The sequence below is a fragment of the Knoellia locipacati genome (genome assembly GCF_044791685.1).
Classification (GTDB): domain Bacteria; phylum Actinomycetota; class Actinomycetes; order Actinomycetales; family Dermatophilaceae; genus Knoellia; species Knoellia locipacati_A.
In genome coordinates, this window is sequence record NZ_CP087730.1 from 167,726 (window position 1) to 182,959 (window position 15,234).

At 72.4% G+C, this 15,234-nt stretch carries 16 protein-coding genes; 3 read left to right on the forward strand and 13 right to left on the reverse strand.

The features are described 5' to 3' along the window. The first annotated feature begins 42 nt into the window (after positions 1–42). Positions 43–396, forward strand: coding sequence for a DUF1232 domain-containing protein (locus LL946_RS00755; RefSeq protein ID WP_404383784.1), 354 nt, complete (start codon positions 43–45; stop codon positions 394–396). Here the strand turns inward: LL946_RS00755 and LL946_RS00760 are convergent. From LL946_RS00760 to LL946_RS00770, 3 genes are all read right to left on the reverse strand, one after another. Continuing rightward, positions 383–1,291: an LD-carboxypeptidase gene (locus LL946_RS00760; RefSeq protein ID WP_404383786.1), complete on the reverse strand. Its 909-nt coding sequence runs from the start codon at positions 1,289–1,291 to the stop codon at positions 383–385. The two genes, LL946_RS00755 and LL946_RS00760, sit on opposite strands and share 14 nt — an antisense overlap. A gap of 37 nt (positions 1,292–1,328) precedes the next feature. Next, entirely contained in the window at positions 1,329–2,354 is a 1,026-nt protein-coding gene (locus tag LL946_RS00765) for an LD-carboxypeptidase (protein ID WP_404383788.1), read from the reverse strand. A 103-nt stretch (positions 2,355–2,457) separates the two neighbouring features. Beyond that, positions 2,458–3,153, reverse strand: a complete 696-nt coding sequence (locus tag LL946_RS00770; RefSeq protein WP_404383790.1) for a DNA alkylation repair protein — start codon at positions 3,151–3,153, stop codon at positions 2,458–2,460. Between the two features lie 44 nt (positions 3,154–3,197). Between LL946_RS00770 and LL946_RS00775 the strand changes: the two genes are divergently transcribed. Further along, complete coding sequence (locus LL946_RS00775) at positions 3,198–4,358, forward strand: pyridoxal phosphate-dependent aminotransferase (RefSeq protein WP_404383792.1); 1,161 nt, start codon at positions 3,198–3,200, stop codon at positions 4,356–4,358. A 139-nt stretch (positions 4,359–4,497) separates the two neighbouring features. On the opposite strand, the gene LL946_RS00780 is transcribed toward LL946_RS00775, so the two are convergent. Both LL946_RS00780 and LL946_RS00785 read right to left on the reverse strand, forming a co-directional pair. After that, on the reverse strand, positions 4,498–5,331 hold the full coding sequence (locus LL946_RS00780) for an SDR family NAD(P)-dependent oxidoreductase (RefSeq protein ID WP_404383794.1): 834 nt from the start codon (positions 5,329–5,331) through the stop codon (positions 4,498–4,500). Beyond that, complete coding sequence (locus LL946_RS00785; protein WP_404383796.1) at positions 5,328–6,785, reverse strand: flavin-containing monooxygenase; 1,458 nt, start codon at positions 6,783–6,785, stop codon at positions 5,328–5,330. The genes LL946_RS00780 and LL946_RS00785 overlap by 4 nt, the downstream gene beginning before the upstream one ends. Positions 6,786–6,918: 133 nt before the next feature. Between LL946_RS00785 and LL946_RS00790 the strand changes: the two genes are divergently transcribed. Then, on the forward strand, positions 6,919–7,506 hold the full coding sequence (locus tag LL946_RS00790) for a murein hydrolase activator EnvC family protein (RefSeq protein ID WP_404383798.1): 588 nt from the start codon (positions 6,919–6,921) through the stop codon (positions 7,504–7,506). Between the two features lie 120 nt (positions 7,507–7,626). Here the strand turns inward: LL946_RS00790 and LL946_RS00795 are convergent, their stop codons facing one another. From LL946_RS00795 to lepB, 8 genes are all read right to left on the reverse strand, one after another. Next, the gene (locus LL946_RS00795) at positions 7,627–8,805 is read right to left on the reverse strand and encodes a DUF3152 domain-containing protein (RefSeq protein ID WP_404383800.1); all 1,179 of its coding nucleotides are present in this window, start codon (positions 8,803–8,805) and stop codon (positions 7,627–7,629) included. After that, positions 8,798–9,832, reverse strand: a complete 1,035-nt coding sequence (locus LL946_RS00800) for a tyrosine recombinase XerC (RefSeq protein ID WP_404386759.1) — start codon at positions 9,830–9,832, stop codon at positions 8,798–8,800. The genes LL946_RS00795 and LL946_RS00800 overlap by 8 nt, the downstream gene beginning before the upstream one ends. Before the next feature lie 153 nt (positions 9,833–9,985). Further along, on the reverse strand, positions 9,986–11,137 hold the full coding sequence (gene dprA, locus LL946_RS00805) for a DNA-processing protein DprA (RefSeq protein ID WP_404383802.1): 1,152 nt from the start codon (positions 11,135–11,137) through the stop codon (positions 9,986–9,988). Then, entirely contained in the window at positions 11,134–12,678 is a 1,545-nt protein-coding gene (locus LL946_RS00810) for a YifB family Mg chelatase-like AAA ATPase (RefSeq protein ID WP_404383804.1), read from the reverse strand. The genes dprA and LL946_RS00810 overlap by 4 nt, the downstream gene beginning before the upstream one ends. Next, positions 12,675–13,034 carry a YraN family protein gene (locus tag LL946_RS00815; RefSeq protein ID WP_404383806.1) on the reverse strand — a complete coding sequence of 120 codons (360 nt, stop codon included), beginning with the start codon at positions 13,032–13,034 and terminating at the stop codon, positions 12,675–12,677. The genes LL946_RS00810 and LL946_RS00815 overlap by 4 nt, the downstream gene beginning before the upstream one ends. 110 nt (positions 13,035–13,144) lie before the next feature. Then, on the reverse strand, positions 13,145–13,459 hold the full coding sequence (locus tag LL946_RS00820) for a DUF2469 domain-containing protein (protein WP_035906130.1): 315 nt from the start codon (positions 13,457–13,459) through the stop codon (positions 13,145–13,147). Next, on the reverse strand, positions 13,456–14,247 hold the full coding sequence (locus LL946_RS00825) for a ribonuclease HII (RefSeq protein ID WP_404383809.1): 792 nt from the start codon (positions 14,245–14,247) through the stop codon (positions 13,456–13,458). Before LL946_RS00825 ends, LL946_RS00820 begins: the two co-directional genes overlap by 4 nt. A gap of 33 nt (positions 14,248–14,280) precedes the next feature. Further along, positions 14,281–15,219, reverse strand: coding sequence for a signal peptidase I (gene lepB, locus LL946_RS00830; protein WP_404383811.1), 939 nt, complete (start codon positions 15,217–15,219; stop codon positions 14,281–14,283). Positions 15,220–15,234 lie beyond the last annotated feature (15 nt).

Genomic DNA, 15,234 nt, shown 5'->3' on the forward strand with positions numbered 1-15,234 from the left:
GCCGACCTGCGTCTCGGCGCATCGACAGGGGAGACTCGGCGCATGGACGACGTCGTCGCAGTGGTGCTCATCGCCGTCGTGGTGCTCCTGGGCCTGTTCCTGCTCGGGGTCGGATTCCTCATGTGGCGGTTCAAGATCCCCCCACGCGGAGTGGTGGCCCTCGCGACGGCCGGCTTCTACCTCGTCGTTCCCGTCGACATCGTCCCCGAAGCGGTGCTCGGGCCCCTGGGCCTGGTCGACGATGCGGGCGTCGTCGGGGCGGCTGTGCTGTTCGCGCTGCGGATCGCGCGAGCCCGCAGGGTGCTGCTCGAGTCCGGAGTCGTCTTCAGCCGGACACCCCGGGCACCGCGAGGGCGACGCACGCCTGATCGCGAACCTCCGCTCACGCGAGACTGAGCACTCCCCTGCCGAGGCGCACCTCGGCGCCGTGTGGCAGCGCCCGGTTGAGGGGGGCGTGCCCGAACTCCCCACCCGCCCACACGGGCACTCCCAGGGACAGCAGCCGGTCGCGCAGGACGGCCTCGACCTCCGCCGGTGGAGACGGCATCGAGAAGTCACCGACGACGACCCCGCGGACACCGTCGAACCAGCCCGACCGGAGCAGCTGGGTGAGGCCCCGGTCGAGGACGAAGCCGGGCTGACCCACGTCCTCAAGGAAGGCGATGGCACCACGGGCGGGGACGAGGTCGCTGGTGCCCACCGAGGCGGCGAGGAGGGCAACGTTGCCACCCACGAGTGGTCCGGTGGCCTCACCCTCCAGCCACGGGGTGAGACCGGTGAGCACCGCATCGCCGCTCGCGACCTCGCCGAACAGCAACGACCGCAGCGCCTCGATGCCGGCCTCCTCCCCGTCAGACAGGCCGGCGACCACGGGGCCGTGGACGCTCTGCAGGCCTGCTTCGAGGGCGACCCGGTGCAGGAGCGGGGTGACGTCCGAGAAGCCCACGAGCCACTTGCCCCCGCCGGTCGCCAGCGCGTCGGGCGGCAGGACCGACAGGAGCCGCTGCACGCCGTAGCCGCCGCGAGCGCACAGCACAGCGGCAACCGACGGGTCGGACCATGCCTCCACGAGGTCGGCGGCACGCGCCTCGTCCGGCGCCGCGAGGTGGGCCACGTCGGGGTGGGTCTCCCAGAGGTGACGGCCCTCCACGACGTCGAGGCCCCAGGCCCGCAGACGCTCGATGCCCTGCTCGACCCGGGGCCGTTGCACCGGGTCGGCCACCGTCGTCGACAGCGCGACGACTGCCACGCGGTCGCCGTGGACGAGGGAGCGAGGTGCACGCAACGACATGTCGGCCATCCTCACAGGGCGCGGTGGTGCCGGGAGATCAGCCCAGGCGCAGCGTGCCGCTCTCGAGAACGGCCGCGGCGCCCATGGGCAGGGACCGGTTGGCGGTGATGTGGCCGAACGAGCCACCCACCCACGTGGGCTTGCCGAGGGAGAGGATGCGGTCGCGCAGGATCTTCTCGGTGTCCGCCGGAGTCGACGCCATCGAGAAGTCGCCCAGGACGAAGCCGGCCGCGTCGTCGAGCCAGCCGGACCGCCGCAGCTTGGTGAAGTTGCGGTCGAGGACGTAGCCCGCGTCGCCGACGTCCTCCAGCACGACGATGGCGCCCTTGGTGGACATGAGGTCACCCGTGGCCACCGAGGTGGCAAGCATCGTCACGTTGCCGCCGACGAGACGGCCCTCGACGCTGCCCTCCCGCCACGGGGTGAGGCCGCCGAGCAGTGACTCGCCCGCCTCCACCTCGCCGAAGAGGATCCGTCGCATCGACTCCAACGTCGCGGGGTCCGCCGTCGCGATCCCCGTGACGCCGGGTCCGTGCAGGGTCTGCAGGCCGGTCTCGACGTTGATGCGGCTGAGCAGCACGGTCGTGTCGGAGTAGCCGGCGAGCCATTTCCCCGTGCCTTCGCGTAACGCCTTGGGGTCCATGACCTCGAGGGTCCGCTGCGCGCCGTAGCCGCCTCGCGCCGTGATGATGGCGTCGACATCGGGGTCCTTCCAGGCTGCGAGGAGGTCCGCCGCCCGGTCCTCGTCCGTGCCGGCGAGCCCGACGGTCGGGTCCGAGTCCCAGAGGTGCTCTCCCTCCACGACGTTGAGACCCCATGCCTTCATCTTCTCGATGCCGCTCAGCACCCGGGTCCGCTGGCTCGCGGGCGTCACGTGACCCGAGGGGGCGACGACCGCGACGGTGTCACCGCTGCGCAGGGGCGTCGGCGCCTTGAGCGTCCGCGGCCCGGCTGCTGCTCGGTCGGCCGGCGCAGCCGTGGCGCCGGCCGTGGCAGTGCCGAGGGCCAGGGGTGCGGCCATCACACCGGCCAGTGCGGAGCGTCGAGTCAGTCGCTGGGTCATGGGTCTCTCCTTGGGAGTGCGTGGCAGCACGAGTTCACGCCGATGTGAACAATGCACACGACCCTGCCACACCGCGGCACTTTGTGACGGCCCAAGCGGCGAGTCAGAGGTGCTTGAGCGCCTCGCGCCGGCTCAGCCCGGAGATCCGGTGGGTGTGGCGGTCGACGAACGCCTGGACCCACACGGGGTCGGTTCGCGCGTACTGCCGCAGCGCCCACCCGATGGCCTTGCGGATGAAGAACTCGTGGTCGTCGAGGTTGGGCTCGATGACCGCCTCGAGCAGGTCGGTGTCGGTCCGGTCCTGGTGCCGGAGCTGGCTGATGATGGCCGACCTCCTCAGCCAGAGGTCGTCCCGCTCGGCCCAGTCGCGCATCCGCAGCCCCTCCCCCTCGGGGTCGACGAGCAGGACCTCACCCACGACGTTGGAGAGCTCGTCGACGAGGTCCCACCACGCCCCGGTGACGACGAGGTGCTCGACCAGCGGCATGAGCTCCGGGTCGCGCCACGAGCGGTAGGCGCGGTGGCGGAGCAGGTCGAGGGCGGCATACCTCTCCTCTCGGAACTCGGCCGCGTCCCAGAGCGAGCGGACCGCGCGCTCGAAGGCCGGGCGGCTGTCGAGCCGCAGCCCCGGGTCGGCGAGGACCGGTCGGACGACCTGCCTGCGTCCCGGTGAGGTCAGCCCGAGGAAGGGCATGGCGCTCTTCATGTAGCGCTGCTGCCCGACGGCGCGCTCCGGGTCGGCGCCGGTGCGCAGCGCAGCACGCAGTGCGTCGACGAGCTCCTCGCCCGAGTCGGTCATGTCGCCGAGCGTAGGGGCGCCCTCTGACGCGTAGCCTGCGATTCATGGATTCGCCTCTCGTGCACCGCATGCAGGGCTTCGGCTCGACGATCTTCGCCGAGATGTCGGCGCTCGCCGTCGAGCACGGCGCCCTCAACCTCGGTCAGGGCTTCCCCGACACCGACGGTCCGCAGGAGGTGCTCGACGCCGCGAAGGCCGCGATCGACGACGGTCGTAACCAGTACCCACCAGGCGCCGGCGTCCCCGAGCTCCTCGACGCGATCGCGGTCCACCAAAAGCGTTTCTACGGTCTTGACCTCGACCCGCGACGCGAGGTGCTCGTTACCGTCGGCGCCACCGAGGCCATCGCCGCGACCATCCTCGCGCTGTGCGAGCGGGGCGACGAGGTCGTCACCTTCGAGCCCTACTACGACTCGTATGCCGCCTCGATCGCACTGGCCGGCGCCGTCCGCCGGACGTCGGTGCTCCGCTTCCCGGACTTCGCGGTCGACGAGGAGTCGCTGCGTGCGGCGTTCTCGCCACGGACCCGGCTCGTGCTGCTCACCACGCCGCACAACCCGACCGGCAAGGTCTTCACGCGCGCCGAGCTCGACCTCATCTGCTCCCTAGCCCGCGAGTTCGACGCCTGGGTCGTCACCGACGAGGTCTACGAGCACCTCGTGTTCGACGGGCTGGAGCACGTCCCGGTCGCGACGCTGCCGGGCATGGCCGAGCGGACGTTGACGATCTCGTCGGCGGGCAAGACCTTCTCGACGACCGGCTGGAAGGTCGGCTGGGTGTCCGGGCCGGCCGAGGCGGTCGCCGCCGTGCGCACGGTCAAGCAGTTCCTCACCTACGTCGGCTCTGGGCCGTTCCAGCCGGCGGTCGCCGTGGGGCTGGGTCTGGGCGACGACGTGTATGCCGGTCTCTCGCGCACGCTCGAGGCCAAGCGCGACCTGCTGGTCGCCGCGCTGCGCGACATCGGGCTCGCGGTGTCCGTCCCGGGTGGGACCTACTTCGTCATCGCCGACGCGGCACCCCTCGGCGCCACCGATGCCCTCGAGTTCTGCCGCGAGCTGCCCGCCAGGGCCGGGGTCGCCGCGGTGCCGGTGTCGGTGTTCCACGACGACGTCGACGCGGGTCGGACGCTGGTGCGGTTCGCGTTCTGCAAGCGCGACGAGGTGCTGCGTGAAGCCGCCACGAGGCTCTCGGCACTGCGCACCTGACCCGCGTCACACGGCCGGGCTCGGCGCGCCGGCGGCGACAACAATCGACCAATTGGTCGAATGTTGCGCGCCACCCTGCCCAGAATCGACCAATTGGTCAGTTCCTGCGCGCCGACGGTGGCGACAATCGACCAATTGGTCAGGTATTGCGCAGGCGCCGGGCCGCGGCCTTCTGCTGCACCCGGCTCAGCCGCACCACGAGCGGAGCGGCCCGGGTGGCGAGGCTCGGCGACAGGTCGAAGAGCCGGGCCTCGACACCGCGCCACCGTGGCAGGGCGAGGACGGGGCGGGGCCGGTCGACCAAGCGCACCACGGCGTCGGCGACGTCGGCCGGCTGGAGCAGCTGACCGGAGAACGACATCGAGGCCTGCGGGTCGTCGAGCTTGTCGTGGAGCATCGGCGTCCACATGCCGTCGGGGCAGACGCAGCTGATGTGGACGCCCCGCTCCCCGGCGGCGCGCAGGTCGGCCAGGGTCGAGGTGCTGAGACCGACGACGGCGTGCTTCGTCGCGGCGTAGACGCCCTCTCCCGGGACGGATACCAGACCGGCCAGGGACGCGATGTTGACGACGTGCCCCCGACCCGCCGGACGCATCACCTCGAGGGCCGCGACGGTGCCGTGCATCGTGCCGAGGGCGTTGACCTCGAACATGAGCCGCCGTTGGGTGTCGTCCTGCTCCCACAGGGGACCGGTGATCAGGACCCCGGCGTTGTTGACCCAGAGCGCCAGCGAGCCGGCGTGCTCGACGGCTGTGCGTGCCGCCTCCCTCGCCGCCTCCTGGTCGCGCACGTCGAGCGAGAGGGCGGTGGCGGTACCTCCCGCCCCAGTGACCTCGGCCGCGACGGAGCGGGCGGAGGCCTCGTCGACATCCGTGACGAGGACGTGGAAGCCGGCGGCCCCCAGCCGCGTGGCGATCTCGCGCCCAAGACCGCTGCCTGCGCCGGTCACGACTGCGCCACCCCGGCGGCTCACGGACGCGACTGCACGACGTCGTCCGCTGCCCCCGAAGCGGAGCGCGCCGGCATACGGGAGGTGGCGGCGCGGGCGGCACCCCGCTTGCGCTCCCGTGTGAGGTCCCACAGGTAGTGGTCGAAGTCGACCTCCATGGTGTGCCGCGCAGACGCGTAGAACTGGCGGCGGTTGCGCTCGTGGTCGGCAGCCATCTGGCGGCGCACCTCCTCGAGGGCCGGTGGGACGTAGCGACCGGAGAGCGTCTCCGCCACCCAGACCCCCTGCGCCTCGGCGAGCGGCATGACCGCGCCGACGGGCTGGAGGAGGCCAATGAAGTACAGGCCCGGCAGGTCGGGGTGCACGGTGCGCTTCCAGAGGGGGAGATCGTTGTCGGGCGCGGCGAGCAGCGACGGGTCGAGGAAGGGGAAGGAGACCTTGTAGCCGGTCGCCCACACGATGAGGTCGGCCGGGACGCTGGACCCGTCGACGAAGGTGACCCGGTCGCCGTCGAGCCGTTCGATCCCCGGCTTCGGTGTCACGGCCCCGGAGCGCAGGGCGTCGCGGATGCCCTCGGACTGCACCGGGTGCGACTGGCCCGGCTTGTGGGCGGGTTGCGGCAGCCCGAGCCGCGCGACGTTGCCGGCGTAGAGGGCGCCGATGCGCAGCCGGAGGGCGGTGCCCCACCAGGGCAGCCAGCCGGGGAGCGCGACCTGGTCGGACGCCTTGCCGAGGATGAACTTGCGCAGCACCCACTGCCCGCGACGCTGGGACAGGACCGCGGACCGGGCGACCTCGCCGGCCTCGACCGCGATGTCGAGCGCGGAGTTGCCCGACCCCACGACGACGACGTCGCGGTCGCGCAGCTGCTCGGCCGAGCGGTAGTCGTGGGCGTGGATCTGCTCGCCGTCGAACGTGCCCGGGTAGGCCGGGTCGGGCCAGCGGGGGTCCCAGTGGTGGCCGTTGGCCACGAGGACCGCGTCGTAGGTCCGTGTCTCCGTGCCGCTCGGCCCCTCGATGCGGACCTCCCAGGTGCCGTCGGTGCCCCGTGACACGTCGAGCACCTTCGTGTCGAACGTGATCCGGTCGCGCAGGGCGAAGTGGTCGACGTAGGACTCGAAGTAGGCCGCGACCTGGTCATGGCGTGCGTATGCCGGGTAGTCGGCGGGCATGGGGAAGTCCGAGTAGGCCATCCGCGGGCAGGACGTGTTGATCTCGAGCGTCTCGTAGCAGGCGGACTGGCCGTTGGGGTTGTCGTAGACCCAGTTGCCTCCGACGACGCTGCCCTGCTCGAAGCAGTCGAACGGCACGCCGACAGCGGCGAGCGCCTTGGCGGCGGCGATCCCCGACGAGCCGGCGCCGATGACGCAGGCGCGTGGGAGCGAGGGGTCGACCGGGACGGGTGAGGTCACCGCGGGCGCCAGGTGACGCTGCTGTACGAGGTAGGCCATGGCGCAGATCATGGCATCGCGTGCCACGGATGCGTCGGGAGGGAGACGACCGTCGCGCTGGTGTCGGTGGCCGTCCACAGGCGGGCCGCGTCGCATCCGTTGTCCACAGCTCGGCGGCGGGCGCTGGCGCGACGACGCGCGGACGGCGGACGCTCGACCCATGTCGACGCGCAGCGCACTTCGCCGGATCCTCGTCACGCTCGGCGCCGTGGGGAGCCTGCTTCCGGGGATGGCCCCGCTCCCGGACTCTCCGGCATCGCCGGACTCGGCATCGCAACGGTTGGTGTCCGTGCCTGGCGACACGGTGGATACGGTCGACATCGCGGCACTGCGTGGCACGTGGGAGTGGCCGCTGGAGCCCAGGGCCCGAGTGACGGCTCCGTTCGTCCGACCACGCTCGACCTACGGCGCCGGGCACCGTGGCCTGGACCTCGCCGCCCGGCCCGGACAGCCCGTCCTCGCAGTCGACGAGGGTGTCGTGACGCACGTCGGGGTGGTCGCGGGGCGGGGCACCGTGAGCGTCCGCCATGCCAGTGGCCTGCGGAGCACCTACGAACCCGTGCGGGGCGAGGTCGCGGTGGGTGCGCACGTCGCCCGGGGCCACGTCATCGGGGTGGTGCAGGGCCGCACCCACTGCGGCGGGGGCTGCCTCCACCTCGGTGCCCTGCACGGCGCGGGTTACGTGGACCCACGGCCGTTCCTCGGTGGCGGCCCGGTCATCCTGCTGCCCCTCGGAGGAGGGCCTTGAGGCCGCTCAGCGCCGGCGACTCGGAGACCTGACCGTCATCAGTCGCGTCCCGCGCGTGGGGTCCGGTGCTGGGGCTCTCGGCCCGGGTGCCGCGCTGCCGATGCGGATCGGGATCCGGCCTCAGGGCCGGGTCGGCCAGGCGTTGGGGCGGCAGCCATCGAGACCCTTGCTCTGCTGGAGCATGAGCGGCGCCACGGCGTCCTCGCCCGGGCAGTCCACGTGCCCGTGGTAGAGCCCGTGCCCGATCTCGTGGTTGACCATGTACTGCCGGTACGCCGCGAGGTCCGTGCCGTAGCCGGACACGCCCGTGGTCCAGCGAAGCGTGTTGAGCACGACCTTGCGCAGGTTGAAGCACGACACCTGCCCGTTGGTCCTGAGCGGCTTGCACAGGCTGTCGGTCAGGGCCGGGCTCGCGAGCACGAGCGTGATGTCGACGTCACCGCTCGCCACGGCCTCGGGACCCACGGCGCGGAACCGCACCCGGTCCTTGGTCTGCCAGCCTCGGACATCGCCGAGGGTGCGAGCAACGATGGCCGCGGCCTCCGCGGAGTCCACCCCGGCGCCCTGCTCGACCTGGAGCCCGACCCTGATGGTGCGGTTCGGGTTGACCGTGGGTGGGGCGATAGTGGGCAGGGCGACCCCCACGAGCTTGCCGGAGCCCGAGCGCGGGACCGTCGCGCGGCCCGGCGTCGGTGCGATCGTCGGACTGGGCGGCATCTCCTCGGCGGCGGCGAGGGGGTCGGATGGGGCCCTCGCACCTGCCGCAGCCGTGAGGTCGGCCGTCTGTCGGCCGGGCGAGCTGGACTCCCCGCTCGGCCAGACGGTCCACAGCACCATCACGAGGACCGACGTGAGCGTCAGGGCAGCCAGCAGGCGGCGGCGAGCGAAGGCCGGTGAGGCCACGTGTCGGGCACGCGGGTCCTGTGCACGGCGCTGCGACCGCAGCGGAACGTCGGTGGACGCGGGTGGGACCATCTCGACCACTCGGTCCGCGCGAACCGCGTGCCTGCGACGCTGGGCCTCGTGCTCGAGTCGACGACGGTCGGCCCGGGTCAGCGGTGCCGGCTCGCGCGCGTCCGCGTGCGACGCGCGTCGCGGTGGCGGCTGCCCCACCGCGTGGGTGTCGCGCCGGATCGGCGCCTCGCTCGCGCGACGGGCGGCAGCCCGCCGCTGCTCCTCGGCGGCGCGACGCAGGTCGGCGCGGCGGACGTCCGCACGGCGTGTCGTCTGTGCGTCGTCCTGGCGGGTGGCCGAGCCCGGCTCGCTCACCCAGTCGGGGAGGTCGATGTCTTCAGGCACGTGGGTGGGCCTGGGCGTAGGAAGCAGTGAGTCGTTCGATGGATACATGCGTGTAGATCTGGGTCGTCGAGAGTGATGCGTGGCCCAGGAGCTCCTGGACCATCCGAAGGTCCGCGCCGCCTTCGAGCAGGTGCGTCGCCGCACTGTGGCGCAGACCGTGCGGCCCGAGGTCGGGCGCGTCCGGTACGTGGGTCAACATGTCGTGGACGAGGGTACGCACCTGTCGCGGGTCGATGCGACGACCCCGTCTCCCGAGGAAGAGACCTGCGCCACTCCCGGCCACGGCGAGCCTGGGGCGGCCCCGCTCGAGCCAGACCCGCACCGCATCGCCGGCCGGCCGGCCGAAGGGCACCCGCCGCTCCTTGTCGCCCTTGCCGATGACGCGCACGACGTCCACCTCGAAGTCGACGTCGTCGACGTCCAGCCCGGTGAGCTCGCCGACTCGGACGCCAGTGGCGTAGAGCAGCTCCAGGATCGCCCGGTTGCGCAGGTGGATCGGGTCGTCGTCGTCCGCCGCCACCGCGGCGACGTCGAGGAGCCCGACCGCGTCGTCCTTGGCGAGCACGGGCGGCAGGGTGCGGGGCCGCTTGGGTGCCACGAGCCGTAGTGAGGGGTCCGCGTCGACGTGCCCTTCACGCGCGGCCCACCCGAAGAACGTGCGGAGCGAGGCGGACCGGCGAGCAATGGTCGACCTCGCCGCTCCCCCGGCAGCGAGCACGCCCAGCCACTCGCGCAGGTCGGAGAGCCGAACATCAGCCAATGGTGTCTCCGGCGCCGGGTCCGTCGAGGCCGCCGGGACCGCCGGGTCCGTCCGGACTGGAGCGTCCGCGGCGTCCGCGGCGTCCGCGGCGTCCGCGGCGTCCGCTGGGCCCGCCGGCACGGTCAGGTGCGGGTCGTGCCTGCCGCCGGCCCGAACCTCCGCACCGTCGAGGTGGGCGAAGAAGTCCCGGAGGTCCCCGAGATAGGCGCGGACGGTGTGCGGCGAGCGCCCGCGCTCAGCACGAAGGTGACGCTCGAAGGCGTCCATCGTGGTCTGGCGGCTGAGACTCACACCCAGCACCGTCTCATCACGGCTCTGTGCGATCAACCACCGCCCCGGCGGGTCCGCCGTCGCCCGGAGCCGGCAACCCACTCGGCACCGGCCGTGACGTGGGACGACGAGCGACAGGGTCTGCGACCCTCACCCGGTGACGCGGCGGGCGCACGTCGGCACCTTGCGCCAGGTCTCGCCGTCGCGGACGACGAGCCCGAGCACGCACAGCCTGCCCAGAACGCTGAGCAGCGACCTCGTGTCGAGCGCGGTCAACGCCTGCATGCGGGCGAGGTCTGCGCCCCCGCGCACCGGCACCGCCGAGAACACCGCGCGTCCCACGTCGTCCAGCTCGGACTCGGCTGTCTCGGGGGCCCGGGCGGGCCCGACGGCGTCGAGGCTCAACCTCCCCATGAGGTCGAGCACCTCGCCGGTGTCGGTCACGAGGGTGGCACCCGTCTGGCGTACGAGCTCGTGGCAGCCTGCGGACTGCACCGACGTCACCGGCCCCGGGACCGCAGCCACGTGCCGGACGAGTCGACGAGCCACGTGCGCGGTGTTGAGCGACCCGGACCGGAGCCCGGCCTCGACGACGACCGTGCCCACGCTCATCGCGGCGATGAGCCGGTTGCGCGCGATGAACCGCTGACGGTACGGCGCCCAGCCGGGAGGCAGCTCGCTCACGACCACGCCGTGGCCGGCGATCTCGCGGAGCAGCCCCTCATGGGCCTGCGGGTAGGCGCGGTCGAGCCCTCGCGCGAGCACGGCAACGGTGGGTCCGCCGCCCGCGAGCGCCCCGCGGTGAGCTGCCGCGTCGATCCCGAAGGCGGCACCCGACACGACCGTGACACCGCGCGAGACGAGGCCTTCACCGAGGTCGGCCGCGACGCTCAGCCCGTAGGCGGTGGCCGCGCGGGAACCCACGACGGCCACGCTGCCCTCGGCGACCGACAGCTCGCACTCACCCTTGGCGTAGAGGCAGATCGGCGGCGTCCTGAGCTGGTCCAGCCCCAGCGGCCACTCGTCGTCGCCCGGGATGACCACCCGCACCCCCAGCCGGTCGAGAACGGCTCGAGCACGGTCGATGTCGAGGGTCTCGATGCGCTGCCCGTAGGGCCCGCCGACATCGGCCCGTGCATCGGCGAGGAGCCGACCCAGCGCGTCGACCGCTCCATGCTGTCGGATCGAGTCGCGGGTCGACACCGTCTCGGGCTCGACGATCCGGCTCCATGCGAGCCGGGCCCACCGCTCCTGCGACAGCACTGCTCCACCGGGAACGTGGCCCCTCACGCCCGACGTCATGCCGCTTCCCTTCCCTGGCTGCGCAGCGTGAGGGCGAGCCCGACGTCCTCGGCGGTCGGGGACGGCCGGCCGGCGAGGTCGGCTGCGGACCACGCCAGGCGCAGCGTCCGGTCGTAGCCACGCAAGGTCAGCTGTCCCAGATCGAGCGCCCGGTCGATGGCCGCGGTGACCCGGCCCGGCAGCCTCAGCGGGCTGCGACGCAGGGCGTGGCCGGGCACCCGTGCGTTCGTCGACCACCCGCGCGGGGACCACCGTTCACGCTGGGCCCCCCGGGCCGCCAGTACACGCTCGAGCACGACGGCACTGGACTCGCCCCGTTCGTCCGCGAAGGCGACCCGCGGCACCGGAGGCACGACGACCTGGATGTCGACACGGTCGACGAGCGGTCCCGAGAGCTTGTTGCGGTAGCTGCGCTGCTCGAGGGCGGTGCAGACGCAGTCGATGCCCTTGCCCCAGGCGCGCCCGCACGGACAGGGGTTGGTCGCCAGCACGAGCTGGAAGCGCGCGGGGTAGCGGACGAGCTGCTTGGCACGCGCGATCGTCACCTCGCCCGACTCGAGGGGTTGGCGCAGCTGCTGCAGCACCGAGCTCTTGAACTCGGCCGCCTCGTCGAGGAAGAGCACTCCGCAGTGGGCTCGCGAGATGGCCCCGGGTAGCACGACGCCCGAGCCGCCGCCGGTGATCGACGTCATGGACGCGCTGTGGTGGGGCGCCACGAACGGCGGCGTGAGGTCGAGCTCGCTGGCCAGGATCGCCTCTCCCGTGAGTGAACGGATGGCGTGCGTCTCGAGCGCCTGCTCCCGCGACAGTGGCGGCAGGATCGTCACGAGCCGCTCCGCGAGCATCGTCTTGCCGACGCCGGGTGGCCCGTTCATGAGCAGGTGGTGCTCCCCCACCGCAGCCAGCTCGAGCGCCAGCCGGGCCTCGGGCTGGCCCATGACGTCGCCGAGGTCGACCTCACGGTGTCGCGCCTGCTCGTCCGGCTCGACCGGGAGCGCGACCGGGAGGGGGTCGACACCGGAGCGGACGGCATACCAGCTCACGAGCGTCGCGAGGGTGGGCGCGGAGTGCACGGTGACCCCGTGGACGAGCTGCGCCTCCGCGACGTTCGAGGGCGGCACGACGACGTGCCTGACTCCCGCTCGCGCAGCCGCGAGGACGGCCGGGAGGATCCCCCGCACTTCCCTGACCGAGCCGTCGAGGCCCAGCTCGCCGAGGTGGACGACACCCCCGATGCGCCGGGGGTCGACCACGCCGGCTGCAGCGAGAACGGCCAGAGCGATGGCCACGTCGAAACCGGTGCCCTGCTTCGGGATCGACGCAGGCGAGAGGTTGACGGTGATGCGCTGCGGCGGCAGCGGCACACCGGTGGTCGCTGCCGCCGAGCGCACCCGGTCGGGAGCCTGACCACACGCCTTGTCGGGGAGGCCGGTCACGCTGAAGTGCGGCAGCTGCGCCGAGATGTGCGCCTCGACGTCGACGATCCGCCCCTCGAGACCGCTCAGCGCGACCCCGAGCGTGCGGCCGAGCTTGGCGCTCACGACCCCACCGCCACGACGTGACGCACGACCGGCGGATGGCCGCGCCGGGCCAGGATGCCCACGACGTCGATCCGTGTCTGCGCCACGGAGCCGGGCCGGGCCCGGAGGTAGGCGGCAGCGAGGCGCCGCAACCGGCTGGCCTTCTCCCAGGTCACCGCCTCGAGCGGGTCACCCGCGCCATTGCCGGCGCGGGTCTTGACCTCGCACACGACGAGGCAGTCACCGTCGAGCGCGACGATGTCGATCTCGCCATCCGCGCACCGCCAGTTGCGCTCGATGACCTCCATCCCGCAGTCACGCAGGTAGCGCGTCGCGAGCTCCTCGCCGTAGCGGCCCAGGGCCATGTGTCCGTCCATGCCGAGGAGCATCCGGGCGCAGCCGGACAACCCGCCACCGGCACGAGCCCGGCCTGTGGACGGCGACCGGCCGCGACGACGCCTGTGGACGGCGCGGCGTGCTCAGCGGGTCAGAAGTCGCCCTTGGGCAGCTGGAGCTCGGACTTCGCGAGCTCCTCGACGTTGACGTCCTTGAAGGTGACGACCCGCACCTGCTTGGCGAAGCGGGCCGGGCGGTAGATGTCCCAGACCCAGGCGTCCTGCATCGTCACGTCGAAGAACACCTCGCCGCCGTCGCTGCGGACCTTGACGTCGACCGAGTTGCACAGGTAGAAGCGGCGCTCGGTCTCGACGACGTGCGAGAAGAGCCCCACCACGTCGCGGTACTCGCGGTAGAGGGCGAGCTCCATCTCGCTCTCGTACTTCTCGAGGTCCTCAGCGCTCATGCGTGTCCAGCTCCGTCTTCGTGGGGTCGGTCGTTCGGTCCGGCGTTCGCCGACACCAGCTCGGGTGAGACCTCGGCATCGTCGAGCGCCGCGAACGCACCACCATCATCGGTCATCGTCCCGGGCAGCCGCCACGAGCGTCGGTGCAGGTCGCAGGGCCCGTGCTCACGGAGCGCGTCGAGGTGCTCGGGTGCCGAGTAGCCCTTGTTGAGCTCCCACGCGTATGCCGGGTGCTCCGGTGCGAGGTCGACCATGATCCGATCCCGCTCGACCTTGGCCAGCACGCTGGCCGAGGCCACGGAGGAGCACTTGAGGTCGGCCTTGATCATCGTCGTGACCGGCGGGCTGTGGACCTCGTCGGCAGCGAACGCGAGCAGTCCCACCTCGTCGGGCGAGGTGAGCCAGTCGTGGTTGCCGTCGAGGATGACGAGGTCGGGCACGACGTCGAGCGCGGCGAGGGCGCGACGGCCGGCGAGCCGCAGCGCGGCGATGATGCCGATCTCGTCGATCTCGGCTGGCGACGCGTGGCCCACCGCGTGGGCGAGCGACCAGCGGCGGATCCTGGGCACCATCGCCTCGCGGGCGTGCGGCTGGAGCAGCTTGGAGTCGCGCACGCCCTGCGGCGCCGAGCGACAGGTCTCGTCGATGACGACGACACCCACCGTGACCGGTCCCGCGAGGGCGCCGCGTCCCACCTCGTCCATCCCCGCGAGGAGCCGGTAGCCGTCACGCTGGAGGGCGCGCTCCACCCGCAGGTTCGGCTTGCGGGAACGGACCGGTGGGGGCATGGCGGGTGCTGCGGTCTCTCTGGTGCGGTGCGGTCAGTTGCTCGTGGACGGTGTGGGCGTCGCGGCGCCCGAAGACCTGGTGCCCGAAGGCGTGGTGCCCGAAGGCGTGGTGCCCGAGGACGTCGTGCCCGACGGTGCGGTGGACGCGGCGGCATCGGGCGCCGGCACCTCGGCGAACGTCGACTCGGGACGACTCAACCACCCGGCCCGGTCGAAGGGCCAGACCTTGGCCACGGCCCTGCCGGTGATGGAGTCGATGGGTACCGAGCCCTCGGCGCCCGTCCCAGCGGGGTCGTGGAACCGCGAGTCCTCGGAGTCGCTGCGGTGGTCGCCCATGACCCAGACCTTGCCCTCGGGCACGGTGATGTCGAACGTGATCGAGCTCGCGACGTCACCCTGCTTGATGTAGGCCTCGGTCAGGGGCACCCCGTTGACCGTGAGGCGGCCCTGGGCGTCGCAGCAGACGATGTGGTCGCCCGGCAGGCCGATGACCCGCTTGATGAGGTGGTTGTCCGAGGTGTCGGGCAGCAGCCCGACGAACGACAGGACGCGCTCGACGCCGTCGCGCAGCGGACCGTGGCTCACCTCGGGGACCGCCGACAGCCAGTCACCCGGGTCTTGGAAGACGATGACGTCGCCGCGCTGGACGTCGACGACGTCGGGCACGAGCTTGTTGACGACCACCCGGTCGTTGAGGATGAGGGTGTCCTCCATCGAGCCGGAGGGGATGTAGAACGCCTGGACCAGCCACGTCTTGACGACGAACGACAGCGCCAGGGCCATGGCGACGACGACCACGAACTCGCGCAGCGCCGCACCGGCGGCACCCGCCGCCGACCGCCCACGACCGGGTCCGTCGCCCGTGCCGGAGCCCGCCTCGGCCCCCGCACCCAGCCGGTCGTCGTCGACGGTCGCCCGGTGCGCGTCAGGGTCGTACTGGCCCGGTTCGAACCGGGCCTCGTGGCTCGTCATCACTGGTATCCGTGC